This window comes from Anoxybacillus dikiliensis (assembly GCF_050613275.1).
In the GTDB taxonomy this organism is placed as follows: domain Bacteria; phylum Bacillota; class Bacilli; order Bacillales; family Anoxybacillaceae; genus Anoxybacillus.
The window spans coordinates 1286518-1313352 of the sequence record NZ_CP187112.1 but is presented as its reverse complement, the minus strand read 5'-3'; the positions used below and the strand labels follow the sequence as shown (position 1 = coordinate 1313352).

At 40.0% G+C, this 26835-nt stretch carries 34 protein-coding genes; 5 read left to right on the top strand and 29 right to left on the bottom strand.

All coding sequences use genetic code 11. The annotated features are described in order from the left end of the window. Nucleotides 1-1365, top strand: a complete 1365-nt coding sequence (locus tag ACPF7I_RS06990) for an RsmF rRNA methyltransferase first C-terminal domain-containing protein (protein WP_430744132.1) — start codon at nucleotides 1-3, stop codon at nucleotides 1363-1365. Nucleotides 1366-1390: 25 nt separating this feature from the next. Here the strand turns inward: ACPF7I_RS06990 and ACPF7I_RS06985 are convergent, their stop codons facing one another. The 21 genes from ACPF7I_RS06985 to ACPF7I_RS06885 all read right to left on the bottom strand — a co-directional run bounded on the left by ACPF7I_RS06985 (nucleotide 1391) and on the right by ACPF7I_RS06885 (nucleotide 18664). After that, entirely contained in the window at nucleotides 1391-1951 is a 561-nt protein-coding gene (locus ACPF7I_RS06985) for a YpmS family protein (protein WP_430744133.1), read from the bottom strand. Between the two features lie 3 nt (nucleotides 1952-1954). After that, nucleotides 1955-2692, bottom strand: coding sequence for an SGNH/GDSL hydrolase family protein (locus ACPF7I_RS06980; protein ID WP_430744134.1), 738 nt, complete (start codon nucleotides 2690-2692; stop codon nucleotides 1955-1957). 65 nt (nucleotides 2693-2757) lie between these two features. Beyond that, nucleotides 2758-3330 (bottom strand): SCO family protein, encoded by a 573-nt coding sequence (locus ACPF7I_RS06975; RefSeq protein ID WP_430744135.1) that lies wholly within the window; start codon nucleotides 3328-3330, stop codon nucleotides 2758-2760. 12 nt (nucleotides 3331-3342) lie between these two features. Continuing rightward, complete coding sequence (locus ACPF7I_RS06970; RefSeq protein ID WP_430744136.1) at nucleotides 3343-4185, bottom strand: DegV family protein; 843 nt, start codon at nucleotides 4183-4185, stop codon at nucleotides 3343-3345. 141 nt (nucleotides 4186-4326) lie between these two features. Further along, nucleotides 4327-4578: a YpmP family protein gene (locus ACPF7I_RS06965; RefSeq protein WP_021094802.1), complete on the bottom strand. Its 252-nt coding sequence runs from the start codon at nucleotides 4576-4578 to the stop codon at nucleotides 4327-4329. A gap of 97 nt (nucleotides 4579-4675) precedes the next feature. After that, nucleotides 4676-5944 carry a threonine ammonia-lyase IlvA gene (gene ilvA / locus ACPF7I_RS06960; protein ID WP_430744137.1) on the bottom strand — a complete coding sequence of 423 codons (1269 nt, stop codon included), beginning with the start codon at nucleotides 5942-5944 and terminating at the stop codon, nucleotides 4676-4678. 123 nt (nucleotides 5945-6067) lie between these two features. Then, complete coding sequence (locus ACPF7I_RS06955) at nucleotides 6068-6559, bottom strand: dihydrofolate reductase (RefSeq protein WP_430744138.1); 492 nt, start codon at nucleotides 6557-6559, stop codon at nucleotides 6068-6070. A gap of 14 nt (nucleotides 6560-6573) precedes the next feature. After that, nucleotides 6574-7368 carry a thymidylate synthase gene (gene thyA, locus ACPF7I_RS06950; RefSeq protein ID WP_430744139.1) on the bottom strand — a complete coding sequence of 265 codons (795 nt, stop codon included), beginning with the start codon at nucleotides 7366-7368 and terminating at the stop codon, nucleotides 6574-6576. Between the two features lie 92 nt (nucleotides 7369-7460). Next, complete coding sequence (hypE, locus tag ACPF7I_RS06945) at nucleotides 7461-8453, bottom strand: hydrogenase expression/formation protein HypE (protein WP_430744140.1); 993 nt, start codon at nucleotides 8451-8453, stop codon at nucleotides 7461-7463. Between the two features lie 3 nt (nucleotides 8454-8456). Continuing rightward, nucleotides 8457-9566 (bottom strand): hydrogenase formation protein HypD, encoded by a 1110-nt coding sequence (hypD, locus tag ACPF7I_RS06940; RefSeq protein ID WP_430744141.1) that lies wholly within the window; start codon nucleotides 9564-9566, stop codon nucleotides 8457-8459. Beyond that, entirely contained in the window at nucleotides 9547-9774 is a 228-nt protein-coding gene (locus ACPF7I_RS06935; RefSeq protein ID WP_021094797.1) for a HypC/HybG/HupF family hydrogenase formation chaperone, read from the bottom strand. Before ACPF7I_RS06935 ends, hypD begins: the two co-directional genes overlap by 20 nt. Further along, the gene (hypF, locus tag ACPF7I_RS06930) at nucleotides 9765-12044 is read right to left on the bottom strand and encodes a carbamoyltransferase HypF (RefSeq protein ID WP_430744142.1); all 2280 of its coding nucleotides are present in this window, start codon (nucleotides 12042-12044) and stop codon (nucleotides 9765-9767) included. The genes ACPF7I_RS06935 and hypF overlap by 10 nt, the downstream gene beginning before the upstream one ends. After that, nucleotides 12017-12688: a hydrogenase nickel incorporation protein HypB gene (gene hypB / locus ACPF7I_RS06925; RefSeq protein WP_021094795.1), complete on the bottom strand. Its 672-nt coding sequence runs from the start codon at nucleotides 12686-12688 to the stop codon at nucleotides 12017-12019. Before hypB ends, hypF begins: the two co-directional genes overlap by 28 nt. Next, the gene (locus ACPF7I_RS06920; protein WP_430744143.1) at nucleotides 12666-13043 is read right to left on the bottom strand and encodes a hydrogenase maturation nickel metallochaperone HypA; all 378 of its coding nucleotides are present in this window, start codon (nucleotides 13041-13043) and stop codon (nucleotides 12666-12668) included. Before ACPF7I_RS06920 ends, hypB begins: the two co-directional genes overlap by 23 nt. Next, the gene (locus tag ACPF7I_RS06915; protein WP_430744144.1) at nucleotides 13036-13455 is read right to left on the bottom strand and encodes a 2Fe-2S ferredoxin; all 420 of its coding nucleotides are present in this window, start codon (nucleotides 13453-13455) and stop codon (nucleotides 13036-13038) included. Before ACPF7I_RS06915 ends, ACPF7I_RS06920 begins: the two co-directional genes overlap by 8 nt. Next, complete coding sequence (locus ACPF7I_RS06910) at nucleotides 13452-13928, bottom strand: HyaD/HybD family hydrogenase maturation endopeptidase (RefSeq protein ID WP_430744145.1); 477 nt, start codon at nucleotides 13926-13928, stop codon at nucleotides 13452-13454. The genes ACPF7I_RS06915 and ACPF7I_RS06910 overlap by 4 nt, the downstream gene beginning before the upstream one ends. Continuing rightward, entirely contained in the window at nucleotides 13918-14694 is a 777-nt protein-coding gene (gene cybH, locus ACPF7I_RS06905; RefSeq protein ID WP_430744146.1) for a Ni/Fe-hydrogenase, b-type cytochrome subunit, read from the bottom strand. Before cybH ends, ACPF7I_RS06910 begins: the two co-directional genes overlap by 11 nt. Before the next feature lie 11 nt (nucleotides 14695-14705). Then, complete coding sequence (locus ACPF7I_RS06900; RefSeq protein ID WP_430744147.1) at nucleotides 14706-16427, bottom strand: nickel-dependent hydrogenase large subunit; 1722 nt, start codon at nucleotides 16425-16427, stop codon at nucleotides 14706-14708. Nucleotides 16428-16429: 2 nt separating this feature from the next. Further along, nucleotides 16430-17500: a hydrogenase small subunit gene (locus ACPF7I_RS06895; protein ID WP_430744148.1), complete on the bottom strand. Its 1071-nt coding sequence runs from the start codon at nucleotides 17498-17500 to the stop codon at nucleotides 16430-16432. Nucleotides 17501-17661: 161 nt separating this feature from the next. Further along, nucleotides 17662-18381 (bottom strand): twin-arginine translocase subunit TatC, encoded by a 720-nt coding sequence (tatC, locus tag ACPF7I_RS06890; protein WP_430745949.1) that lies wholly within the window; start codon nucleotides 18379-18381, stop codon nucleotides 17662-17664. A gap of 88 nt (nucleotides 18382-18469) precedes the next feature. Then, complete coding sequence (locus ACPF7I_RS06885; protein ID WP_009361196.1) at nucleotides 18470-18664, bottom strand: twin-arginine translocase TatA/TatE family subunit; 195 nt, start codon at nucleotides 18662-18664, stop codon at nucleotides 18470-18472. A gap of 91 nt (nucleotides 18665-18755) precedes the next feature. Between ACPF7I_RS06885 and ACPF7I_RS06880 the strand changes: the two genes are divergently transcribed. Then, nucleotides 18756-19121, top strand: coding sequence for a GIY-YIG nuclease family protein (locus tag ACPF7I_RS06880; RefSeq protein ID WP_430744149.1), 366 nt, complete (start codon nucleotides 18756-18758; stop codon nucleotides 19119-19121). A gap of 21 nt (nucleotides 19122-19142) precedes the next feature. Here ACPF7I_RS06880 and ACPF7I_RS06875 read toward each other — a convergent pair whose 3' ends face one another. The 4 genes from ACPF7I_RS06875 to ACPF7I_RS06860 all read right to left on the bottom strand — a co-directional run bounded on the left by ACPF7I_RS06875 (nucleotide 19143) and on the right by ACPF7I_RS06860 (nucleotide 21976). After that, nucleotides 19143-20357, bottom strand: a complete 1215-nt coding sequence (locus ACPF7I_RS06875; protein ID WP_430745950.1) for a dicarboxylate/amino acid:cation symporter — start codon at nucleotides 20355-20357, stop codon at nucleotides 19143-19145. 201 nt (nucleotides 20358-20558) lie between these two features. Further along, complete coding sequence (locus tag ACPF7I_RS06870; RefSeq protein ID WP_021094785.1) at nucleotides 20559-20690, bottom strand: YuzL family protein; 132 nt, start codon at nucleotides 20688-20690, stop codon at nucleotides 20559-20561. A gap of 34 nt (nucleotides 20691-20724) precedes the next feature. Further along, nucleotides 20725-21501 (bottom strand): class I SAM-dependent methyltransferase, encoded by a 777-nt coding sequence (locus tag ACPF7I_RS06865; protein WP_430744150.1) that lies wholly within the window; start codon nucleotides 21499-21501, stop codon nucleotides 20725-20727. A gap of 40 nt (nucleotides 21502-21541) precedes the next feature. Beyond that, the gene (locus ACPF7I_RS06860) at nucleotides 21542-21976 is read right to left on the bottom strand and encodes a BrxA/BrxB family bacilliredoxin (protein WP_430744151.1); all 435 of its coding nucleotides are present in this window, start codon (nucleotides 21974-21976) and stop codon (nucleotides 21542-21544) included. A 144-nt stretch (nucleotides 21977-22120) separates the two neighbouring features. Between ACPF7I_RS06860 and metA the strand changes: the two genes are divergently transcribed. Beyond that, on the top strand, nucleotides 22121-23029 hold the full coding sequence (gene metA / locus ACPF7I_RS06855) for a homoserine O-acetyltransferase MetA (protein WP_430744152.1): 909 nt from the start codon (nucleotides 22121-22123) through the stop codon (nucleotides 23027-23029). Between the two features lie 91 nt (nucleotides 23030-23120). Continuing rightward, complete coding sequence (locus ACPF7I_RS06850; RefSeq protein WP_430744153.1) at nucleotides 23121-24623, top strand: MDR family MFS transporter; 1503 nt, start codon at nucleotides 23121-23123, stop codon at nucleotides 24621-24623. 9 nt (nucleotides 24624-24632) lie between these two features. Here ACPF7I_RS06850 and ACPF7I_RS06845 read toward each other — a convergent pair whose 3' ends face one another. Then, nucleotides 24633-25307, bottom strand: coding sequence for a class I SAM-dependent methyltransferase (locus ACPF7I_RS06845; RefSeq protein WP_430744154.1), 675 nt, complete (start codon nucleotides 25305-25307; stop codon nucleotides 24633-24635). 64 nt (nucleotides 25308-25371) lie between these two features. Between ACPF7I_RS06845 and ACPF7I_RS06840 the strand changes: the two genes are divergently transcribed. Next, complete coding sequence (locus ACPF7I_RS06840) at nucleotides 25372-25506, top strand: hypothetical protein (protein WP_430744155.1); 135 nt, start codon at nucleotides 25372-25374, stop codon at nucleotides 25504-25506. Nucleotides 25507-25529: 23 nt separating this feature from the next. On the opposite strand, the gene ACPF7I_RS06835 is transcribed toward ACPF7I_RS06840, so the two are convergent. The 3 genes from ACPF7I_RS06835 to ACPF7I_RS06825 form a co-directional block, all read right to left on the bottom strand. Further along, on the bottom strand, nucleotides 25530-25682 hold the full coding sequence (locus tag ACPF7I_RS06835) for a hypothetical protein (protein ID WP_430744156.1): 153 nt from the start codon (nucleotides 25680-25682) through the stop codon (nucleotides 25530-25532). Nucleotides 25683-25722: 40 nt separating this feature from the next. After that, nucleotides 25723-26199 (bottom strand): ribonuclease E activity regulator RraA, encoded by a 477-nt coding sequence (gene rraA, locus ACPF7I_RS06830; RefSeq protein WP_430744157.1) that lies wholly within the window; start codon nucleotides 26197-26199, stop codon nucleotides 25723-25725. 65 nt (nucleotides 26200-26264) lie between these two features. Continuing rightward, a complete protein-coding gene (locus tag ACPF7I_RS06825) occupies nucleotides 26265-26765 on the bottom strand; it encodes a metal-dependent hydrolase (protein WP_430744158.1) in 501 nt (166 codons plus the stop codon). Nucleotides 26766-26835 lie beyond the last annotated feature (70 nt).

The window sequence follows — 26835 nt, the reverse complement described above, 5'->3', positions numbered from 1 at the left end:
GTGACTACATGTCGTTTACCAGAAGAATTTATAACAAAAATGAATGCTTTGCTTCAAGAAGAAGCGGAGCGTTTTTTTGCGACGTACAATGAAGAAAACGTTCATGGTTTGCGGGTGAATACACTAAAAGTTTCACCATCGACATTTTTAAACATCAGTCCATGGGAACTTGAGCCAATTCCTTTTTGTTCTACAGGATTTTATTACCGAGATGCCCAACCTGGAAAACATCCGTATCATGCGGCTGGATTGTATTACATTCAAGAGCCAAGCGCAATGTTTGTAGCTGAAGTGCTTGCCCCATCTCCAAGAGAGCGAGTGCTTGACTTATGCGCAGCACCCGGTGGGAAAACGACACAATTAGCAGCTATGATGAACAATGAAGGGTTTTTATTGGCAAACGAAATTCATCCAAAACGTGTCAAAGCTTTGTCTGAAAATATTGAGCGACTTGGAATTACAAATGCTGTTGTGACAAATGAAACGCCTGAAAAACTATCGGAAACATTTGAAGGATTTTTCGATAAAATTTTAGTTGATGCCCCATGTTCCGGGGAAGGAATGTTTCGAAAAGACGAAGAAGCGATTCAATTTTGGAGTTTAGACCATGTTCAAAAATGTGCACAAACGCAAAGACATATTTTATCGTGTGCTTATAAAATGTTAAACGAAGGGGGCACACTTGTTTATTCGACGTGCACATTTTCTCCCGAAGAAAATGAACAAATGATTGACTGGTTTTTAGCAACTTACGATGATATGGAACTCATTCCAATTCAAAAAGAACACGGGATTCAACCAGGTGTAACACATTGGACGAACACACATAATGAACAAATCGCACATACGGCAAGACTTTGGCCTCATCATCTCCGAGGAGAAGGGCATTTCGTTGCAAAAATGCGCAAACGAGGAGAAGCAAAACGATGGACTGGAAAAACAGCTACTTCTAACGTATCGAAAGCGATGTGGCGTGATTATGAAACGTTTATAAACAACACAATCCAAACGACAATAGACGGGACGCTTTACGCATTTGGGACGCATATATTTGCTCTCCCTTATTTATGCCCGCGTTTAGACGGCTTAAAAGTCGTTCGCCCTGGTCTCCATATAGGAGAATGGAAAAAAAATCGCTTTGAACCAAACCACGCTTTAGCTATGGCACTAACAAAACAACAAGCACAAGCACACCTTCCGCTCACGTTTGAAGAAAGTATCCGATATATGAAAGGAGAAACTTTACAAACAAATGGCGATCGAGGATGGATATTAATTACTATTGACGGCTATCCACTTGGTTGGGGAAAAGAAGTAAAAGGAGTGGTAAAAAACTTTTATCCGAAAGGGTTACGAGTAAAATAGGATGTCCCACATATCGTGGGACATCCTATTTTGTAATTGTAACTGTAAAAGTTATATCATCTTTACTTAAATCAAACGTTTTCGCTTTGAGCATATATCCTTTTTTTATACGGATGTCGCTTACAACAATATAAATGCGCTCTTTTTTCGCATCCACTTTCACCCAACTTGGCAAAGACGCATGTTGATCGATATATGATAGCACATACGGAACGGGTAAACGAAGTTGTCCAAATGTCATCGTCGGGTGGGCAAGTACAATGTGCCCGTTTTCATCCACAGTCGGATCAAACACCATCGTTAAATCGACTTGTTTTCCGAATATCGGAATCGCGCTTATTATATAAAGACGATCAGCTAATTGAACATCATAAGACAATTCACCTTTTTTTCCATGCTCCTGAATATAGTCACGAATAAGGGTATTCATATGTTGTTTCGAAGTTTGAACAGTAAATATCGGTCCTTCCCCTTTGATATTTGGAATATTTGGAGAAGGAAATGGCTGAAACATATAAAAAAGTAGTAACACGATCATGAAACCATTTATCCCTAACAGGCTAAAAAATAAAATTTTCCATTTCACAATTCATTCTCCTATCCACTCACGATGTTTTTGTAAATGTTCATATATGCGCTTTGCCATTCGTTCATAGCCTAGTTTGTTCGGATGAAATTGATCATCATACAATACATCATCACGTCCTTCAAACAGATCTGCAATAGGTACAAATAGTGTACGATCATAGTGGGAACTCACTTCCTCACTCCCTTCGTTCCACATGTGTATAACCTCATCCATTTCTGGTATATTTGGAAATGCTGAAGAAAACGGATTGTATAATCCAATAAGCACAATATAGGCGTCCTGATTGATATGGCGAAGAAGTTGCAGTTGTTCATCAAGCCGGGAAGCAAACGCCTGTTGTTCCTTTACAAACAAATCATATGTTAAAGATAAAAAATGTGAACGAACAACCTTCATCATATCATTTCCACCAATAGTGATAAAAATAAGATCTGCTTGCTGAATGACCGATTCGTTATTTATAATGACATCTGCAAGTTGTGTACTACGTAATCCTCGTTTACCAAAGTTGTGAACAAACACTTTCTTCACATCGTCACGATTTTCTAAATATTGCTCAATGAAAGCAACATATCCGCCTTCCTCATCACCTACCCCTTCGGTTAATGAATCACCTAACGCCACAATTCGTAAATCACGCGGCTTTATTTGTACTTGTTCTTTCTCTTCCATAATTGTTGGTGTAGAAGAACATCCGACTAAACACGCGCAAAGAAATAGAAGAAGAAATTTGTTCACAGAAAATCCCCTCTCTATAAAAGAAAAGACAAAAATGACTGAATCATCATTTTTGTCTGTATATCCTATTGTTGTAACATGTCAATATGCTTTAAAATTTCTTCGTAAGGCACATCGTTTAAGCCACTATAGTACTTCACGATCGTCCCATTTTGATCAACGAGATAAAAATCTGTACCGTGAATGACCTGATCCCCTTCTTGCGGTTTTTTTACAACAGCTTTAAAGTTTTTTTGAGCAAAACGTTCAATTTCTTGTTGTGTGTATCCTGTAAGTAGGTGCCAATGGCTCATATCCCCTTGAAACTTCTCAACATATGCCTTTAATGCATCCGGTGTATCGTTTTCAGGATCAACACTAAATGAAACAAAATGAACGTCTAATCCTTTTTCCTTGGCCATTTTTTGCAATTTCGCCATATTTGCTGTCATTGGAGGACAAACGTCAGCGCATCGCGTAAAAATAAAATCAGCCACCCATACTTTTCCTTTTAAATCAGCTAGACCAAACTGTTGACCATTTTGATCGATAAATGTGAAATCTTCGATTGGCCAATTTTTTGCATCTGGAATTGCTTGTTGACAAGCAACAAGCAAGGACAGGAATAAAACAAACGCCCATAAGCGTATACGTCTCACTTTTAACGCCTCCTACTCCGTATAATACATAAATCCGATGGCTCCCGGACCCGTGTGCGTAGAAATAATTGGGGTTGTATACACGATGTCGGTTTGTGTCCATCCTGTTGCTTCCGCAATCGACTGTTTTAATCGTTCACTTAAATCTATTGCTTCCGCATGAGCAATCCCCACTGCTCGAATCATCTTTCCTTTCGTATGTTCAACAAATTGACTTGTTAAAAATTTTACAATTTGAGATTGGCTACGAACTTTTGTTACAGGTGTATATACACCATCTTCTAACGAGGCGATCGGTTTAATGTTTAATAACGAACCAATCATCGCTTTTCCGCGTCCAATGCGTCCCCCTTTAACGAGATTTTCAAGTGTATCAACAACAACAAATAAATGTGTATTCTCGCGGATCGTATCAAGACGCGAAACAATTTCTTCTACTGTTTTTCCCTCTGCCGCCATTTTTGCCGCTTCTAATACTTGAAAGCCGAGCGCAAGAGAAATAAAGCGGGAATCAATGACGGTAACGTTGGCTTTTGTCATAGCCGCAGCACTCTCTGCAGAGCGCACCGTTCCGCTCATTCCTCCTGTCATATGAATGGAAATGACATCATATCCTGCTTCTCCGAGTTCATCATATACTTGTAAAAACTGTCCTGCAGACGGTTGAGAACTTTTTGGAAGTTCATCTGCTTGTTTCATTTTTTCGATAAATTGTTGTGGAGTTAAATCAATACCATCTACATATGTTTGTCCATCAATAGAGATGGATAATGGTACAACGCGAATGTCCCACGCCTCAATCATTTCTTTTGTTAAATCTACCGTAGAATCTGTTACAATCTTCACTTTACTCATTTTTCCACTTCCCATATTTCATTCTAAAATTTCGTACGGTGAAATTATATAATAAAATCCTCCTATATGTCGCTGTTTTCATAAAATTTTTTGAAAAAAAAAGAGCTGATTTTGCACAATAGCAAAACAGCTCCTTATCATTTATGCATTGTTTTTCAAAATTTCAGATTTAAATATTTGTTCGTACACCGGCCACTTTAACACACGTTTTAAATATTCTTTAAATGAATACACCTTCTTTGGACTTTTTCTAGCATGCACTTGTGCAATAAACGTTTGCAACCTTACTTTTACCATAAATTGATAAGGGTTATCGTCCTCCAATACCGGAATTTCGATAATTTTTACTTTTTGCCCATCTACGTTTTTAAACTCTAGGCTTTTGAATAACAAAATATCAATCCTCTTTTTTGACCGATTTACTTATATTATACACGATTTTTATGTTGAAGTATGTCACATTTCGTCATCGATTTATAAAAAATTTTTGTCAAATGAGCAAATGGAACAAACTGCTATCTTTCTTCACTTCCATAAACGGAAAACCTTTTTTCTTCATTCGTTCGATAAGCGGACCGTAATCTTCACGACATTTTAATTCAATGCCAACGAGAGCAGGGCCGCTGTCTTTATTATTTTTTTTCGTATATTCAAAGAGTGTAATGTCGTCTGTTGGTCCTAATACTTCATCGAGAAATTCACGCAAAGCGCCAGCACGTTGCGGAAAATTCACAATAAAATAATGTTGAAGTCCTTCATAAATCATAGAGCGCTCTTTAATTTCTTGCATGCGCCCAATATCGTTGTTTCCTCCGCTAATAATACAAACAACGGTCTTGCCACGAATATGTTCTTTATATAAATCAAGCGCAGCAACCGGCAATGCTCCAGCTGGCTCGACTACAATCGCATTTTCATTATAAAGTTGCAAAATCGTTGTGCATGCTTTTCCTTCAGGAACAACGATAATATCATCAACCATTTCTTTTGCTAATGCAAATGTTTTCTCCCCCACACGTTTCACTGCCGCGCCATCTACAAACGGGTCAATGTCACTTAAAGTGACGACTTCTTTTGCTTCAAAAGATTTTTTCATGGAAGGAGCTCCTTCGGGTTCGACGCCAACTAATTTCGTTGTTGGTGAAATGCTTTTGATATACGTGCCAACACCAGAAATCAGCCCCCCGCCACCAATACTTGCAAACACATAATCAATCGCTTCTTCACAATCATTCAAAATTTCAACACCCACTGTTCCTTGCCCAGCAATTACAGCTTCATCATCGAATGGATGGATAAATGTTCGCTGCTCTTGTTTTGCACAAATAAGTGCTTGTTCATAGGAATCATCAAATGTATCGCCAACTAAAATAATGTCGACAAACTCTCGACCAAAAAACTGTACTTGTGATACTTTTTGTCTCGGAGTTGTAGATGGCATGTAAATTTTCCCATGCACCCCAAGCGCTCGACATGAATAAGCTACCCCTTGCGCATGGTTGCCTGCACTTGCGCAAACAATTCCATTTTTCTTTTCTTTTTCACATAAACTTTTCATTCGATAATATGCGCCACGAATTTTAAACGATCGAACGACTTGTAAATCTTCCCGTTTAAAATATACATGACAGTCATAACGTTCTGAAAGCAACTCATTTTTTTGTAAAGGGGTATGATACACGACATCTTTTAACGTTTGATAAGCAATTAAAATATCTTCTACATACACGCCATGTTTTCGTTTTACTTGTTGTTCCATTTTCTCGTTTCCTTTCTGTTTATAATTTCGTTGTCAAAATTATGTTATTCTAAAATATATCATATTTTCGAATAAAGAAAAGTAAATTTTCTAAAAATTATTCAAAAAGATGAAGCTCGCCAATTAACGAGCTGTTCGTTCGTATATACAAAATGTATGTGGATAACGATTTTTTTCGTCTTGCACACCTTGTCGAGCGGTACGAAGCACCCATTGCTTTTCATCAATTGGTGGGAAAAATGTATCTCCTGTAAACGTTCCGTCAATGTGTGTGACGTACAATTGATCGGCTAACGGCATCGCTTGTTCAAACACTTGTGCCCCTCCAATAACAAACACACACCCATATTGCTGTTCTATTTGCTCAATGTCATCAATTGAATGAATGACTTGAACATTCGAATCAGCTGAAAACGTGTTGTCCCGTGTGAGTACGATGTTTATTCTTCCAGGAAGCGGGCGGCCGATCGATTCAAATGTTTTTCGCCCCATGACAATCGGATGACCCATAGTTACATGTTTAAAATAAGCTAAATCCGCCGGTAAGTGCCAAGGCAATGTATTGTTCCAACCAATGACTCGATTTCGATCCATCGCAACAATGATAGAAATCAATTGACTCACTTCCCTTACACAGACACATCCGCTTTAATGTGCGGATGCGGATGATAATCAACAATCTCAAAATCTTCAAAGCGATACTCAAAGATAGACGCTGGTTTTCGTTTAATGACTAATTTCGGAAGTGGGCGAGGTTCTCTCGTTAGTTGTAACTTCGCTTGTTCGATATGATTCATATATAAATGAACATCACCGCCAGTAAAAATGAGTTCTTTTGGCTGTAGATCGCATTGTTGAGCAACCATATGTGTAAGTAGTGCATAGCTTGCGATATTGAACGGAAGACCTAAAAACGTATCAACCGATCGCTGTTGCCACATGCACGATAACGTCCCGTTTTCCACATAAAACTGAAAAGCATAATGGCAAGGAGGCAGCTTCATATCATCTAATTCCGCAACATTCCATGCGCTTACTAAAAGACGGCGTGAGTTCGGATTGTGTTTTATTTGTTCAATCACTTGGCTGATCTGATCAATTGTTCTGCCGTCTGCTCCTCTCCATGAACGCCATTGAGCTCCATACACCGGTCCTAAATTTCCGTTTTCATCTGCCCATTCGTCCCAAATCGTCACACCATTTTCCTTTAAATAACGAATATTCGTATCCCCGCTCAAAAACCAAAGTAATTCATGAATAATCGAACGAATATGTAATTTTTTTGTTGTAAGTAAAGGAAATCCTTCGCGTAAATCAAAACGCAATTGACGTCCAAATACAGAAATTGTCCCTGTTCCCGTACGGTCGTCCTTATACACACCGTTTTGCAAAATATCTTCAAGTAATTGTAAATATTGCTTCATGACACCCTCACCCTTTTTTATATACTGTCATTTATTATGACATAAACGATAAAAGTAGGAAAGACAAAAACCGTAGGATTTTCCCCTACGGTTTAACAAATACGAGGCAACATTAATCCTGTTAATCGATATAATCTTCGTGTTGTGCCAAGCGGCGTTCGCAACAATAATTGACCTTTGTTTGTTGCTCGAACAGTTCCGATGACAGCGGCCTCTTTTCCTTCAGGTTGAGAACGCAGGGCATCAAGAACAGCCTGTTCATCTTCTTTTGGAACGATCATGACCACTTTCCCCTCATTGGCCAAATAGAGCGGATCAAAACCGAGCAATTCACATGCTCCTTCCACTTCTTGTTTTACAGGGATACGTTCTTCCTCCAATTCAATCGTTACCCCAAAATCTTCACAAATTTCTACAAGGGCAGTCGCTAATCCCCCGCGGGTTGGATCGCGCATCAGGCGAATGCGTTGACTTGCTTGTAACGCTTTGGCAATGAGCGGGTACAATGTTGCACAGTCGCTCTCCACCGTTGATACAAGACCTAATTCTCCTCGGGCCACTAATATAGCTACTCCATGATCACCAACTGAACCGCTGACAATGACCGAGTCCCCTTCACACATTTTAGGCTCAAGCGGATGGGAAATGACCCCGATCCCTGTTGTATTAATATATAATCCATCTGCACTACCACGTTCAACGACTTTTGTATCGCCCGCAACAATCGCCACATTTGCTTTTTTTGCTTCTTCAGCCATCGATTGCACGATCGTTTTTAAATCACAAATGGGAAACCCTTCCTCGATAATAAAACTACAAGTCATGACTTTTGGGATCGCTCCAACGACCGCCAAATCATTCATTGTTCCAGCTACCGCTAACTTTCCAATGTTTCCGCCTGGGAAGAAAAGAGGTTTAACGACAAAACTATCCGTCGTCATTGCTAGCTCATGCAGATCCAACGTGAACGTAGCCGCATCGAATTTTGCATGACGATCGTTATGAAACATAGAAACAAAAATATCCGCAATGAGCTGATGAGCTAACTGTCCCCCGTCTCCGTGGGCGAGCGTTATTCGCTCCATTTGTTACTCCTCCCTCATATATTGATAATACGCTGCACAACTACCTTCTGATGACACCATACAAGGTCCAATGGGCTGAAGCGGTGTACATGCTTTTCCAAACAATACACATTGTGGTGGATCGATAAGCCCACGAATGACTTCTCCACACCGACACTTTGTTCGACGCGGTTGGCGCGTTAAAACAGAAAACTTCACCTTTGCGTTAAACCGATCATACTCTTTCTTAAAATCCATTCCGCTTTGTGAAATCACCCCAATACCGCGCCACGCCTCATCGCATAATGTGAAATAATGGTTCATCCAATATTTCGCTTGTACATTTCCTTGTTCATTCACTACACTTTTATAATCGTTTAATACAATAGCGTGCTGTTTGAGTGCCAATATTAATAAATGACGAATAGCACTTAACATATCTAATGCTTCAAATCCACTAATTACCGCAGGCATATTGTATTCTGTTGCTAAAAATTCAAAATGAGCTCTTCCCATCACCATGGATACATGCCCAGGCAGTAAAAAACCGTCTAGTGACACTTCTCCATCGTGAAGTAATTGCCGCAAAATTGGCTCCACTAACTTTGTCGACATCCACATGGAAAAATTGTTCACTTGTTTTTCTTCTGCTTCTTTTACTGCTGCTGCTAAAATCGGGATAGTTGTCTCAAATCCTATCCCTAAAAAAATAACTTCTTGATACGGATGCTGTTCAGCAATACGAACCGCATCAACTGGAGAATAGACGACACGCACATCTTTTCCTTCTGTCTTCGCTTGCATCAACGTTCCATAAGATCCAGGCACCCGCATCATGTCGCCAAATGTGCAAATGATTCGATCCGCACCATCTGTCAAAGAAATCATTGCATCAATTGTTACTTGATCAGTGACGCAAACAGGGCAACCGGGACCAGAAATGAGACGAACGTATCCTTCGAGCGCTTTTTTTACCCCCGTACGGGCAAGTGCCATCGTATGTGAACCGCACACTTCCATAAACGAAGGCATCCGTCCAAACGTTTGTTGAAACTGATTTGCCAACGTCTGTACTTCTTTTAACAACGTTCGACTGAGCGCTGAACGAGTTGGGCTATCCATCACGTCTAGCATCGACTAGCTTCCTCCATTCTTCCAAACTTTCTTTTGCATACTGTTCATCAATAATCGACATCGCCTGTCCAGCATGCACAATGACATAGTCGCCAATTTTGACTTCAGGAACAAAAATGATTCCAACATCCATCTGTGATCCCATGACATCTACTCGTGCGGAAAAACCTTCAATATGTAACACTTTTGCTGGTACTCCTACACACATACACGATTCCTCCTATGTGCTGCAATGATTAACTGTCCAAGAGCTAGTCCTCCATCATTGCACGGTACTTTTTGATGCGTGTAAACACGCAATCCAAGTTTATTGAGTTCTTGACGAAGACGTTTAACGATATAACGATTATGCATACTTCCTCCTGATAATACGATATTTCGTTCGTACGTTGGATATTGCTGTAAAGCTAAACGAACTAATTCAACAGACGCTTGCACGACTGTTTCATGGAAGCGACCAGCAATGATATTCGTTTGCTCACGGACTTCAACATCTTCCCATATCGCTCGCCACATCTCTGCCAAATCAATTTCCCATTCATCCTGTTTTCTGATATAAAACGGGTAAGCTTCGTATACTTTTGCATCATCAATGAATTCAGAAAGTCGAACAGCCGCCTCCCCGTCATACGTACTATGCGTACAAATGTACAAAAAGGCGCTCACAGCGTCAAATAGTCTCCCGCACGTACCTGCTAAAGGAGAGTGTAGCCCTTTTTCGACCATTTGTTTTAATACATGTATCTCTTTTGCTCGTTCGGTAAATCGCTTCTTCGCCAGAACATATCCTTGTTCACCGAAATAATATCCGAGCATGCCGACTGCTGTACGCCACGGTTCTTTTATACAACGCTCTCCACCTGGAAGCGGCGTATACGTTAAATGCCCGAGCCGCTTATATTGTGAAGCATCTCCGTACAGTAGCTCAAACCCCCATATATGTCCGTCCTCTCCGTATCCTGTTCCATCTAAAATAAGGCCAAAACAAGGAGAATATATGTGATTTTCCTCCATGCACGAAACCATATGCGCATGATGGTGTTGGACAGCTACAATATCGGTATGCCATTGTTTTGCGATATTCCACGTTTCATAGTTTGGATGCAAATCAACAGCGATTGTTTTTGGTGTCACTCCCATCCAAGTGCGTAAATGTTCGTATTCCCTTTGGAAATGTTCAACGACTTCTACATGCTCTAGGTCACCAATATAAGGTCCTAAAAAAATTTGATGATGTCTTCCAAACGCAAATACATTTTTTTGTTGCCCACCAAGTGCTACAATTTCATGAACGTCATACTTCGTCTCTAGCGGATCAGGAACAAAGCCACGCGCTCGTCGAATAAAATGAATCTTGCCACTCTCTATTTGAACAACAGAATCATCAATAGGGTGAACAATCGGACGATTATGTACAAGAAAATAATCAGCAATGCCTTGCAAATCACGTAAAGCTTGTTCATCTTCGTATATCATTGGCACCCCTGAACGATTCGCACTGGTCATCACGACAATAGGCAATCGGTCATCAAGCAACAAATGGTGAAGTGGGGTGTACGGCAACATCACTCCAACTGTTTGTAACCCCGGAGCAACCGATGGAGCAATCATTGTGTTTTTTCTTTGTTTAACAACAACAATGGGAGCTTCCGGCGAAGTTAACAGCTGTTTTTCTTCCACAGTTACATGACAGCATTGTTCTACAATATGAAGGGAAGCTGCCATGATAGCTATCGGACGATGAGGCCGTTGTTTTCGTATTCGTAATTGTCGAACAGCCTGTTCATTTGTCGCATCACAAGCTAGGTGATATCCACCTAATCCTTTCACCGCAACAATCGCCCCAGCACGAATATATTCCTTCGCTTGTTCAATGGCATCTCCTTGCAGCGCTTGCCCATCTGGCATCAATAATGCAACAGATGGACCGCATGTTGGACAAGCAATAGGCTGAGCGTGATGGCGACGGTTCATAGGATCTTTGTACTCTTGTTCACATCGTTCACACATTTGGAACGAGCGCATCGATGTAAACGGACGATCGTACGGTAACTGTTCAATGATTGTATAACGAGGGCCACATTGTGTGCAATTCGTAAACGGATAGCGATACCGACGATCATTTGGATCATACATTTCTCGTAAACAATCTTCACAAACAGCCGTATCAATTGGAATGACGAGCGAAGAACTTCCTGTTCGTTCGCTCGGAATGATAGAAAAATCTTTAAAAGCACGCCATTGTGATAAAGTTACAACCATCTCATCGATGCGAGATAGCCGCGGTGCCTCCATCGGTAAAGAGTGAATAAACTGGTCAACTGCATATGCATCGCCTTCTATATGAATAAAAACCCCATCCATATTATTTTGGACTGTTCCTTTTACTTGATATCGCTGGGCAAGTGCGAAAATAAAAGGACGGAAGCCAACTCCTTGCACTCGTCCTTTCACTGTGATATTGACTGCTTTTTGCATCGGGCAACCCCTTCTCGAATCCAATGTAACCATTCATCCATTCCTTCACCCGTTTTTGCTGACAACGGCAGCAACTTAGACTGTGGATGAATACATGATAAATCTTCTTTCGCTTGTTCGACATCAAAATCAAGATACGGTAGTAAATCAATTTTATTTAGTAAAACGAGCTCTGTTCTCATAAACATCGTTGGATATTTTGGGATTTTGTCATTCCCTTCTGGTACGCTTAACACAGCTACTTTATGTTGCTGTCCTAAATCATAACCGGATGGACAAACAAGATTTCCCACATTTTCAATAAATAAAATATCAAGATGTTGAAAATCAAATTGTGGTAAAACAGCCGCAATCATGCGAGCATCTAAATGACACCCCCCGTGCGTGTTAATTTGTACGGCTTGCGCGCCAAGGGCTCGAATGCGATCTGCGTCTTTTTCTGTTGCTAAATCCCCTTCAATGACACCGATACGAAACTCATTTGCTAACGCTTCAATCGTCTTCTCTAAAATGGTTGTCTTCCCTGCACCCGGTGAGCTCATTATATTGATGACAAGCGTATTCGTTTCCTCAAATAATTGACGGTTAAACGCAGCTGCACGGTTGTTGTTTGTTAATACATCAACTTCCAATGTAATTTTCATGCGTCAAACTCCCTTCATATGCCAATATACGAAATGTTTCTCCTGCTACAATGTTTCCACTCGGAAGTAAACATGCTGGACATTGAGCAATTTTGGTCACGGGCTCATATTGGCTTCCACAAATCGCGCAAACTGCTTTCGCTTTCTCTATATGAATGATCAATTCAGCATCCATTGTTAAACAGTTATTTGCTTGCATTTTATACACATCAAACGCAAATTGTAATGCATCCGGAAGCACATTGCTTAACGTGCCAACAAGCAATTCTACTTTTTTTACATCTTTTATCTTTTTCATTTGAGCATCTTGCTCGATTAACTGAACGATTTCTCCCATTAACGCCATCTCATGCATAAGAATCCCTTTCTATTTGCACATACCACTCATCTCCTTCCCGTTTTGTAGGGAGAAGCGGCATGTGCAACGTTCCTTTTTGTGAAAATACATGCCATTCACGATCACAATACAAACAAATAAAACGATGATCTTGCTGAATATAATGCGGCATGACTTGACAATGTGAACAAATAGCTTTTCTTACATATAACGTCCCTTCATGTTTGTAAACAACGAGCGGGAGGCGATCAACAGTTTTGATTTCAACGTCACATATATCATCGCACGGGCCAATAGCATGCCACGTGCGATGATTAGAAAATAATTTCTTCACTTTTTCCACCTCGTCTTCTAATAATGGGGCGGAAGCTTCTTTCATCGTTTCAATTAAACTATTACGCATCATTTTTAAAAATTGCAGGCGATTCATGGTGTACGACACCACTTCTCCACTTGGTGAACAACTCGCTCAACAACGTGTGGAAGTTGTGCTTGGACAATTGGTGATAACTCTAATCCGAGACATAAAGATGCAGGTTGAACACCAAATAAAACCATTTGTTTTGGACATGTTTGACGTATTTTTGCGGCTGACAACACTTCTTGAAAACCGAGTTGATGAATGGACATTTTAATTCCAAAATATGTGGGTATTTCATCATCGATTAACGTAACGATTGTTCCTGCTTCTTTCCCTGCATTGACAGCATCGACAATTGCCAAATACTCTGTTTCTTCAATTGTCCCAAGCAAACGCATCCCATCAGTTGAACCTTCAATCACTTCTACCTCGTCATATTTCGCCAATTTTTCTTCTAATAAAGGCAAAATATGAATACCTACTCCTTCATCGGAATATAGTAAATTTCCTATTCCGAGAACAGTTATTTTTTTATTTTTCATCGTGTTCACCTAATGCTTCTTTTTTTCTTTCTAGTTTATAGCCGGTAAAAATGGATGACATCGTTCCATTTCGTTGTAAATAGTCTTCGCGAAATGCCATATATACGTGTACAACAGTAAAAATGATAAACCCCCATGCTACAAGATGATGCCAAGAGCGAACAGAATAGCTATCGCCACCAAATAAATGAGCGACCCACATAAACATTTTTCCATAAATTGATTCTGGTTGTGGTTCAAATAATAAATAGTAACCTGTAAGCATCATAATGATCGATCCAAGACCAATAAAAATCCAATAACTTAATTGGGCGAGTGGATTATGTCCGATGTAATGTTTTTTATTGTTTTTCATAAATAAGTAATATTTTATTGTTTCAAACGCTTCCTTCCAAAAAGAAAGGCGAAACGGATTCGATGTCGCATGCTCATTTCCTTTGTATACCCAATACCAACGGACAGCTAAATTAATAGTAAAAAGAAAAGCAACAAAAAAGTGGATATAGCGCGCCCACCCCATTAAAAAGGAATAATATGCCTCTTCTTGAATAGATGCGGACACAAACGGGCGACCGATAAACACGCCCGTAATCATTAACACTAGAATAGAAAAAGCATTAATCCAGTGAAAAATACGAACAGGTAACTCCCATACGTACACTTTCACCATGTGATCGTTTAATTCAATATATTTTGCTTTTCGTGACCGCTTCCAAATGACTTCCGTCCGTTTTTGTTCAATTTTTGGATTTGTCGGGATCGACATACACTCCCCTCCTACCCAATACGAATATGAGTCGTTTGTTTCGATTCAAGATCTGTTAAATGAACCGCACATGCTAAACACGGATCGAACGAATGGACGATGCGCAAAATCTCTAACGGCTTTTCTTTATCAAGCAATGGCGTTCCTTTTAAAGATGCTTCGTACGCACCAATTTGTCCTTTATGGTCACGCGGTGAAGCATTCCACGTTGTCGGCACAACTGCTTGATAGTTTTTCGTTTTTCCATCTTCAATTTCAATCCAATGACCTAGCGCTCCACGTGGCGCTTCCATCCATCCGACTCCTTTCGCTTTTTTTGGCCATGTACTTGGCTCCCATTTTGTTCGATCGAATGTAATTTGGTTTCCATTACGAATATTCGCCAATAATGCGTCCATGTCGTCACGCATCCATTTTGCAACAAGAATCGACTCAAGTCCGCGCGCTACTGTGCGACCAAGTGCTGAACGCATCGCTTCAAGCGGCCAATTTAATTTTTTCAACGTGTCATCTATTAATCCGACAAACTCATCTTTCTTTAAAGCATAGCCAACGAGCATGCGTGCAAGTGGCCCTGTTTCCATCGGATGCTCTTTCCATCTTGGAGATTTTAACCAGCTATATTTTTTATCTGTATTTAATGTTTTAAACGGTGGCTTTGGTCCTGTATAACGAAGCGATGTTTCACCCTCCCACGGATGCTTACCAACGCCCCCTTCTTTTCCGTCATACGTATACCACGAGTGATCGATAAACTCTTTTACTTGTTCTGGATCTTTCGGATCGACATCGAGCACTTCGTTGAAGTTTCCATTTAAAATGACACCACGTGGGAAACGGTATAAGTGAACGTCTCGAATATCGCCTGTTGAAAAATCTCCATAACATAAATAGTTGTTTAAACCGCCACCATATGTCCAATCTTTATAAAATGAGCCGATCGCCAATAAGTCTGGGATGTAAACATTATTTACAAACTCTACTGCCTGATCAATAATTTGCGAAACATGCATCAAACGTTCGGCATGAATCGCATTATCGCTATTAATATCAATTGGCGTAGCCATCCCACCGACGACATAGTGAGGATGTGGGTTTTTTCCTCCAAAAATCGTATGAATTTTCACGATTTCTTTTTGCCAATCAAGCGCTTCTAAATAATGGGCAACAGCAAGTAAATTCACTTCAGGTGGTAACTTATATGCTTTATGCCCCCAATAGCCGTTTGCAAAAATGCCGAGTTGTCCACTATCCACAACTTTTTGTACTTTCATTTGAATGTCTTTAAAATAACCTGGAGACGATTTTGGCCAACTAGAAAGCGACTGAGCAATACGGCTTGTTTCGTTTGGATCTGCTTTAAGTGCGCTTAATACGTCAATCCAATCAAATGCGTGTAAATGATAAAAGTGAACGACATGGTCATGTAAAAAAACGGCCGCGTTCATAATGTCACGAATCAAATGTGCGTTTCTTGGAATTTTAATATCAAGCGCATCTTCAACGGAACGGATTGAAGCTAACGCATGAGTTGTTGTACAAACACCGCAAATGCGTTGCACATATGCCCAAACATCTCGTGGATCGCGATCTCGCACAATTAACTCAATGCCACGAACGGCTGTACCCGAACTAAATGCTTCTTGAATCACACCACTGTCATCAACATCTACTTCAATGCGTAAATGTCCTTCAATTCGTGTTACTGGATCGACAACAATACGCTCTGTCATCTTTATTCACCTCGATCATGATGTTCATCTTTTTTCTTCATTGCTGTTACCGCAGCATGGGCAGCGACACCTGCAGCGGTCACACCAACCGCAATCGCTCCGACCGTTTCTGGATTAATCGTCGTTTGAGATGCAGGAATTTTTGCACGACGAACGAAGAAAGGACCGTTATCCCAAAAACCTTTCTCGGAGCAACCGATGCATGGATTGCCGGATTGAATTGGATAACTCACCCCACCGTTCCAGCGCATTTCCGCACAGGAGTTATATGTTGTTGGCCCCTTACAACCTACTTTATATAAGCAATATCCTTGTTTTGCTCCTTCATCATCGAACGATTCTGCAAATAATCCTGCATCAAAATATGCGCGACGATTACATTTATCGTGAATACGATGACGATAAAATGCTTTTGGTCTGCCAAGATGATCAAGCTCTGGAAGTTTCCCAAACGTAATAATATGCGCAATGACACCTGTCATGACTTCTGCAATTGGTGGACATCCTGGCACTAATACAACAGGTTTATCTTTCACAAAATACGTAATCGGTTTGGCTTTCGTTGGATTTGGATATGCCGCAGGAATTCCTCCCCACGATGAACAGCTTCCATATGCAATAATCGCTTTTGCTCCTTTAGCAGCGCGAAGAAACGTTTCTTTGGCCGATACGCCACCAACGGTTAAAAATGCATCGTCTGTTGGCAAGCTTCCTTCCACTGCAAGTATGTATTCTCCTGGATAATGTTCAAGAACATGTTCTAGCGCAGCTTCAATTTGATGCCCCGAAGCAGCAGAGAGCGCTTCCGAATACTCGAGAGAAATCATATTTAACAGCACACTTTCCACTTTTGGATGCGTCGAACGAATAAATGATTCAGAGCACCCTGTACAGTCTTGAAACTGTAGCCAAATAACCGGGACGCGCTGGTTCTTTTCCATCGCTGCAACCACTTGATCCGTTTGTGAAAAATCAAGCCCCATTGTCGCAGCAAGTGCTGTACACATTTTTAAAAAATCGCGTCTCGTAAAACCGCGATCAAGCACTTCTTCTAAAATTGTCTTTCTTTTCACATAGCTCCTCCCCTTCACATGATAACGTTTACAGTTAATTATATATCATTATTTACCTTTATGTTATTTTCATGGGATAATTGTAACAAAATGTTCTTAAATATATTAACAACATGAAAATAGTTTTTATTATAATAAGTAGGTAAATAAAAAAGCGCCTTCTATTCGGAAGACGCTTCTTGCTCCAACTGTTTTTCTTTTCGTTTATACACAAATTTTGAGATTGATATACTTACTTCATATAACAAAAGCAATGGGATCGTTACTAAAAAGTCAGAAATAAAATCTGGCGGTGTAATTGTGACCGCGATAATGACTAATACAAAATACGCGTATTTTCTTACTTTTTGTAACGCGTATGGATTAATAATGCCAATGCTTGTTAAAAACATAACGATAATCGGCAATTCAAACAATATCGCAAACGGAATCGTCATGTTCAAAATAAACCGAAAATACTTCTCTGTTGTAAACATCGTTGCAAACAGATCTCCGCCGAGGCTCATTAAAAAATGAAAAACCATAGGTAATACAACAAAGTATCCAAAGCATAAGCCGAGTACAAATAGTAAAAACGTAGCTGGAATATATGACAGCGTTACTTTTCGCTCCCGTGGTGTAAGAGCCGGCTTCACGAACATCCATACTTGCCAAACGAATACAGGAATCGTCATTGTAATGGCAAACACGCCAGCTAACATGACATATACCCATAAAATATCGGTCGGACCTAAAATCGTTAGCTTCACATCTAAATCAGCAATAAGCCAACGGTATAAATCTTGCACAAAAACAAATCCTAAAATAAAAAATAAAATAAGTGCTCCAACAACAATAAACACGCGTTTGCGTAATTCCTCTAAATGTTCGACTAGCGTCATCTCTTTATCTTCATATCGTTTCTTTTCTTCCACGAGCGTAAACACCAACCTTTTTCCATGTTAAAAACGGCAACACATTGTTGCCGCCTTATGATTTACGCGCTTCTTTCTTTTCATCAAGCTCCTCTAATACTTCATCACGCAGTCCTTTTGTTGACTTTTTAAACTCACGCAATGTTTCACCAAAAGCCCGTCCGATTTCAGGTAGCTTTTTCGGTCCGAAAATGACAAGAGCGATGACAAGGATTAAAATTAAGCCAGGTACTCCGATATTCGAAAGCATAACGTCATCTCCTTTTTTTATACATACGCTTCTTTTATTGTAGTGCTAACATTTTCATTTTTCAATGACAAATTTTCGAGAGGTGGAAAAAATGTTCAACAACCAACATACCGTTTATGCGATTTTCTTTACGATCGATAGAAACACCATCGTTGAAGTTGGAAAATTAGGTACGTTTTTATTTCCAAAAGGGAACTATATTTATGTAGGGAGTGCCAAACGAAATATTCAATCGCGTATTCAACGTCACATACAGGTAGAAAAAAGAAAACGATGGCACATCGATTACATTCGGCCGTACGGTGAGATCACACACGTCCAAACATATTCTTCTGAACTTAATGAATGCGCACGTGCCCAACAGCTTTTTCAACAATATAACGGACAATGGATCGTGAAAAAATTTGGTTCATCTGACTGCCGTTGTCCTTCCCATCTCATTTATTATAAGCAATAAACGAGGGATGTATCCCCTCGTTTAACTCGCTTTCTCATATTTTTCTTCTGATTTTGCAACAATGACTGCACATGCCGCATCACCTGTAATATTTACAACTGTTCTTGTCATATCAAGTAAGCGGTCAACACCTAAAATGAGTGCAATTCCTTCAACAGGTAGACCAACGGATGTTAACACCATAGAAAGCATAATTAAACCAACACCTGGAACGCCTGCTGTACCAATACTCGCAAGTGTTGCCGTTAAAATGACGGTCAAAAGATCGCTAAATGTTAAGTCTACACCATACACTTGTGCGATAAACATCGTTGCAACACCTTGCATAATCGCTGTTCCATCCATGTTAATCGTCGCCCCAAGAGGTTGCACAAAACCGCTAATGCTTTTTGGAACGTTTAAATTTTTTTGCGCTATTTCCATTGATACTGGCAACGTGGCATTGCTGCTCGATGTGCTAAACGCAACAGCCATGGCTGGGGAAAATCCTTTAATAAACGCAAGAGGGCTCATTTTTCCAAGTGTCCATACCGCCATACCATACACAACGAAGAAATGAATAAATAACGCCAACAATACAGCAAACATATATTTTCCCATCGCCGCAATTGCGTCAAATCCTTGTCCACCGATCGCGACAGCAATTAACGCAAATGCACCATATGGAGCAAACTTCATCACCCATTCTACTAAGTACATGAGAAGATCATTTGTCTGCTCTACAATGACTCGTACTTGTTTCGCTCGATCACCAAGACGGGCAACAGCCATTCCAACAAGCATCGCAAAAACAATAACTTGCAACATGTTCCCTTCTACCATCGCTTGGAATGGATTAGTCGGAATGATGTTTAATAATGTATCTACAACTGGCGGAGCTTCTTTCTTTTCAAACGATGCCCCCTCTAAATTAAAGTTCCCTTCTCCTGGGCGAATGACAGATCCTAATGTTAAAGCAATCATAAGTGCAAGGGAAGTAGTAACTAAAAAGAATGAGATTGTTTTCATACCGATGCGGCCGAGTTTTTTCGGATCTCCAACACCAGCTGCACCTAAAATTAATGAAACAAGCACGATCGGAACAACAAGAAGCTTAATTAAGTTGATAAATATCGTTCCAAGCGGATGAAGTACATATGTTTTTGCGAGGTCAAACCATTCTATTGGAAGAGCTAAGTTGAAAACGAGTCCAACGATAATTCCTGCAAACATTCCTAGTAAAATTTTTTTCGTCATTGACACATCCACACCTCCATCAATTTTTGCGTCTTTTGCTGTAAAACGTATTCAACTTCGTTCGGGAAAAGGGTTAAAGGAGAGGACCCATTCAATTGTAAAATTTTTTTTTAAGATTGTAAAGAAAAAATGAATATAATTGTTAGAAAAGTAGTTGAATTTCTTTTTTTACAAAAAAAACTACCACGATCATGTGGTAGTTTACATGCGCTTTGTTTTTTTGCGACTCGAATCTACTTCAATGTTTCCTGTTTCATGTTCAGTCGTACCTTGTCCTTTGATCTCTGGTGAACTTAATCCTGTTTTCGAAGCATCTTTTTTTCGTTTCCCCATTTCATTCACCTCCTACTGTCTTATTTTGCGTCATTTATGAAAGTTCAATCGTACCAAAATGAAATTTTGCCGTTTTTCTTCGATAAACGAAAAAATGAAATTGCTCAAAACGTGAACTTTGCCAATGATCTTTTAGTACAACTCGTTGTCGAGCTACTCGTTTCGCTTGTTCGATATCTTCTGCTGTAACATTCGTATATAGCGCTGCCTGTTTTAATCCCCTTACTCCATCGGCTTCATCAATACTTACTTCAAACATCGGATCCAAATAAACAACATCATATGATTGATCATCACATTGCGCTAAAAAAGAGCGAAAATCCGCATGATGTACATCAATTCGTCGCATCGCTTCATTCAGTTCAACGACATCACTTTCCCAATGACGCAACCCTTGCTTTGTTAGGTAAGCGATATGTGCACTCCCTTCAATTCCCACCACTTTTCCTTCCTCACCAACAACTAAGCTAGCGATTATGCTATCAGCTGCTAATCCAAGCGTACAATCTAAAAACGTCATCCCTTTTTGTAATTTCGTCGCTTGTAAAAACGGTTCACTTTCCCCTTTTAAAATACGCTTCGCACGAAAGGAAGCAGAATTTGGATGGAAAAATAACGGTTCATCTCCGTTAATCAAATGGATTTCTAATCTTTCTTTTCCCACGACAAGAATTGGCTCATGTATTTGTTTTTGGATCGCAGCAATGGATCGTTTTCGACGTGGTATATATGAAATTTGTAATTCCAGCGCAATTTGCCTCGCTTTTTCAATCATCTGTTCGTTTGTTCTGCCGGCTGTCGTCACAATCATACGTTCACCTCAAAAGAAAAAGGATGTCAATTGGACACCCTTAACAATGTTTTTCAAACGCTTGCATAATATTTTGCATAATATTTTCAAGAGAATTTGCTTCAATATCGTGGCGTGGAATAAAATGAACAACTTCTTTTCCTTTTAATAAAGCCATCGATGGTGAAGAAGGTTCAATGCCAACGAAATACTCACGCATTTTAGCCGTCGCTTCACGATCTTGTCCAGCAAATACAGTCACAAGATGGTCTGGTTTTTTCTCGCTCATTTGTACCGCCTGAATAGCCGCTGGACGTGCAAGCCCTGCCGCACAACCACAAACGGAATTAACAACAACAAACGTCGTCCCTTCCACTTGTTCCATAAATTGTTCGACTTCTTCACTCGTACGTAATTCTTTAAAGCCACCGCTGACTAATTCATCACGCATCGGCTGTACGACTTGACGCATATATTCTTCATATGACATAAACATACGTATATCCCTCCAAATCATTCTTGCTTTTACAAGAATACAACAATGCCAATAGAAAAATCAATAAAATAAAAAACATTGAACAATTTTCTAAAAATTTTTATAATGAATGTATTTATATGATGTAAATGGAGGTTGAGAACATTGCCAATTAATATTCCACGTGATCTGCCAGCTAAAGAAATATTAGAACAAGAAAATATTTTCGTCATGGATGAAGAGCGGGCCTATTCCCAAGACATTCGGCCGTTAAACATTATTATTTTGAACTTAATGCCGCAAAAAGAAAAGGCAGAAACACAACTATTGCGTTTACTTGGAAATTCACCGCTACAAGTACATGTGACTTTTTTACGTCCCGAAACACATGAAGCAAAAACAACATCAAAACATCATCTTGATCAATTTTATACGACTTTTCACCATGTTCAGCATAGAAAATATGATGGAATGATTATTACCGGTGCACCCGTTGAACATTTGCCGTTTGAACAAGTTGATTATTGGGATGAGCTGACTAAAATTATGGAATGGACAAAAACGAACGTTACATCAACGTTACATATTTGTTGGGGTGCACAAGCAGGGATGTACTATCATTATGGAATCCCTAAGTATAACTTACCACAAAAATGTTTCGGTGTATTCGACCATATGCTAGAACAAAAGCACGTCAAACTTACTCGTGGATTTGACGACATTCACAAAATTCCGCACTCACGCCATACGGACGTTAAACGTGAACATATCGAAGCAGTTTCTGAGTTAACGATTTTATCTTCATCTGAAGAAGCTGGCGTCTGTCTTGTCGTTTCAAATGACGGAAAACAAGTATTTTTAACAGGACACCCAGAGTATGATGCCACAACGTTGAAAGAAGAATATGAACGAGATGTTGCCAAAGGTTTGGACATTCAAATCCCAAAATATTATTTTCCATATGACGATCCAAATAAGCAACCATATAACACGTGGCGTTCCCATGCTAATTTGCTGTTTGTCAACTGGCTCAATTATTATGTGTATCAAGAAACACCGTATGTGTGGGAGTAAGCTTTCGCTTTATGGCGAGGGCTTTTTTATTTGTAAGTATGTAAAAAAAGAATATAATGTTTTGTATACATAGCGAAAGGAGGAAAGAAAGGTGGTTATTGAAGGTCGACACATCTCTCTCATTGTATTAGGGTTGCTATTAGCTATTTTTATGGCAGCGATGGATAATACGATCGTTGCAACAGCAATTGGTACAATCGTCGCGGACTTGGGCGGTGTCGATCAATTTGTATGGGTCACGTCTGCTTACATGGTTACGGTTATGGCTGGTATGCCTATTTTTGGGAAATTATCTGATATGTATGGAAGAAAACGATTTTTTCTTTTTGGACTCATTGTTTTTCTCATCGGCTCCGCTTTGTGTGGTTTAGCTCAAAACATCGTCCAACTTAGCATTTTTCGTGCGATTCAAGGGGTTGGTGGAGGGGCACTCATGCCGATCGCGTTTACGATTGTATTCGACGTGTTTCCACCAGAAAAACGTGGAAAAATGACCGGACTTCTCGGAGCGGTATTTGGTATGTCGAGCGTATTAGGCCCATTACTCGGCGCGTATATTACGGACTACTTAAGTTGGCATTGGGTATTTTATGTTAACGTACCGATCGGTCTCGTATCCATTATTTTGATCGCTCGCTACTATAAAGAGTCGACACAACATGCAAAACAAGTCATTGACTGGTACGGGGCTTTGACACTCGTCGTTGCCGTTGTTAGTTTAATGTTTGCGTTAGAGCTAGGCGGAAAGCATTACGAGTGGAGTTCTATTCCAATTATTTGTTTATTTACAGTTAGTACCGTTTTCTTCATCGCTTTTTTGTACGTAGAGACAAAAGCAAAAGAGCCGATTATCTCATTCGTTTTATTTAAACGGCGTACATTTGCGATCGCACAGCTATTAGCTTTTTTATACGGAGCGACATTCGTTATTTTAACTGTCTTTATTCCTATATTCGTACAAGCGGTATATGGCGGAACGGCTAAAAATGCGGGTCTTATTTTAATGCCAATGATGCTTGGTTCCGTTGTGGGAAGTTCGACAGCTGGAATTTCCCAAACGAAGACATCATATCGGAACATTATGTTTGTTTCAATTATCGCCTATTTTTGTGGAATGCTTTTTCTTAGCCTTATGACGCCAGAAACGTCAAAGCTTTGGTTAACCGTTTATATGGCGCTAGCCGGATTTGGGGTTGGATTTTCCTTTTCACTTTTGCCATCGGCGTCCATGCACAACTTAGAGCCCCGTTTCCGTGGAACAGCGAATTCAACAAATTCATTTTTTCGTTCGCTCGGCATGACAATTGGTATAACCATTTTCGGAACGATTCAATCAAATAAGCTAGCTGCTGAATTACGCGAATCATTCGGTACGAATACGACAACATTTTCGCTAGATCCACATGCGCTGTTTGAAACAGGAGCACGGGCTCAAATGCCACCGAACGTGCTGCAAAAAATTGTCGATGCGATGGCTTCGTCAATTACATTTTCATTTTCTATTGCATTAATTCCGATTGCTCTTAGTGGGATAGCTATTTTCTTCATGGGAAACGAAAAATTAGAAGTTCAACAAAAAGGTAGGGGGCGATGATACGTCTCCCTACCTTTTTTGCAACATAAATAACCACATAAAAGAAACGGCCTGTTTTAACTCTGTTGGTAACTGTTGAACGGTGGAATTATCAATTCCGCGCTTATACACCCCTTCCCCAGCGACAACAGTAAAACCATTTTCATTGGCTAGCTGTTCAAACTCCCATGGCATCATCGTATTGCAAATCACCGCCTCATCATATAAGCGGCGATAGCTATTTACTCGCGGGGCAGCTGTTGGACCGAGAATACCGACACATACATATGCATTTGTTTTTAACACACGACGAACTTCCTCGAGTGCAGCAAGCGGACGTTCAGTCCATTCAAGGCAGTTAATAATCATCGCACCTGTAAACGTTTCATCTGGAAAAGGCAAATTCATAATATCTGCTTGTTGAAAATGAAGATGTTCATGATATCTTTGTTTTCTTGCTAATTCAATCATTTCGCTTGATAAATCTAAGCCGATAACACGATATCCTTGTTGGCATAGTTTATATGACCCGTATCCATCACCACACCCAATATCTGCAATGTATCCTTCTTTCGGCATATATGTCGTCACAAACGGGATAATCGTCTTTCGACTTCCTTTCTCCCACATGTCTTCGCTACTTTGATGCCACCACTCCGCTCGCTCATCCCATTGCTTCTCCGCTTCTTTATGCCACGCGCGCATAACTCCACCCCTTTTTGAAAAAATAAACATGTTACGTTTATTGTAGCAGAAAGGAGGCCGAAACATGACAAAAAAAGTGAACGAAGGAAGTCGAAATCAAAATGCCCCAACACAACATGGAAAGTTGTACGGACATGCTGGAGACAATAGTAAAGGACGTAAACAAAACAAAAACCAAAACGATAAAACCGACCATTAAAAAAGTCGGGCGATTAGCCCGACTCACTCTTCTTGCTTACTGACGCGAATGGCAGGTGTATTGTTGCCGACATAAAACGGGACAACTTCTTCAGGTTGATGCTCGTAAAAATATCGATTGATTTCTTGTTCAGCAAATGCTACATCGTCTTCTATCATCGTTCGTTTTTTATCCATCGTCTATCCCCCCTAGACGATAGGATAACCGAAAAAATTACTATTCATGTAATGGATCGTCTGAAACGACCACGCCATCTTCATCAACATATACGTATGCACCTGGCTTCCACTCCATATCCCCAAAATGTACAATCGTATCCCGCGTCCCTTTTCCTTCTTTTTTACTCTTGCGTGGACATGTCCCAAGTGCAAGTACACCAATTGGCATCGTACTTATTTCTTTCGAATCACGAATACACCCATGTACAATAATGCCAGCCAATTGACGGTCACATGCAATTTGTGCAAGCCGATCTCCAACGAGGGCGCACTTGTTTGAGCCTTTGCCATCGACAACGACGACGCTTCCTGCCGGTGCTGTTTCTAGCGCTTCTCGAACAAGAACGTTATCCTCACATACATCGACAGTTGTAATTCGCCCATAAAACGTTGCTTTCCCACCGTAATTTTGGAATGAAAGAGAGCAAACACGGACACTTTCTCCATATTGATCACACAAATCTGCTGTTTTCATCCTCATCCCCCACTTTTGTCAATCTCATCATAATAATAGTCAATCTATTCTAAAAAATCAATAAATTAAAATGGGAAGATCGAGTTGCTGTCTTTAATCGCACCATTTGTTAAAAAATAAATGAACAAAACAAGAAAGCAATAAAAAAGGAGCGTTTCCGAGAGACTGGACGTACGATATGTTATCACAAACCGATATCTTTTTTTAGAAAACGGCCATAGTAACGGAACACCTTGACTTGAACAATAGTCTGCTAAAACATGAAATGCATATCCAAGACATAATCCGAGCGTAAAAGGAGAGGAATGTTGTAGTAATAAAACGGTAGTGATAGCCCCCCACGCTAATAATGAATGGGTAAACCCACGATGACCAAACGCCTTATTCACCTGCTTGGCAACCCCGAACGAGCGACGACCGATGTATGAGTTAGGCTCATCAATATCTGGTAGCAGGCTCCCGAGCGTCAGCCCCGCTGCATAGGCGATTGTAAATGAAACAGAAGTGTATGCAGCAATTCCGGTTCCAATTGCTAATGATGAAACAATATGAGTATGATAACGCATCGTTTTTCCCTTCCTTTTGTAAACGTTTTATATAATATTCGTTATTAATATTCATGAATTCGAGACGGTT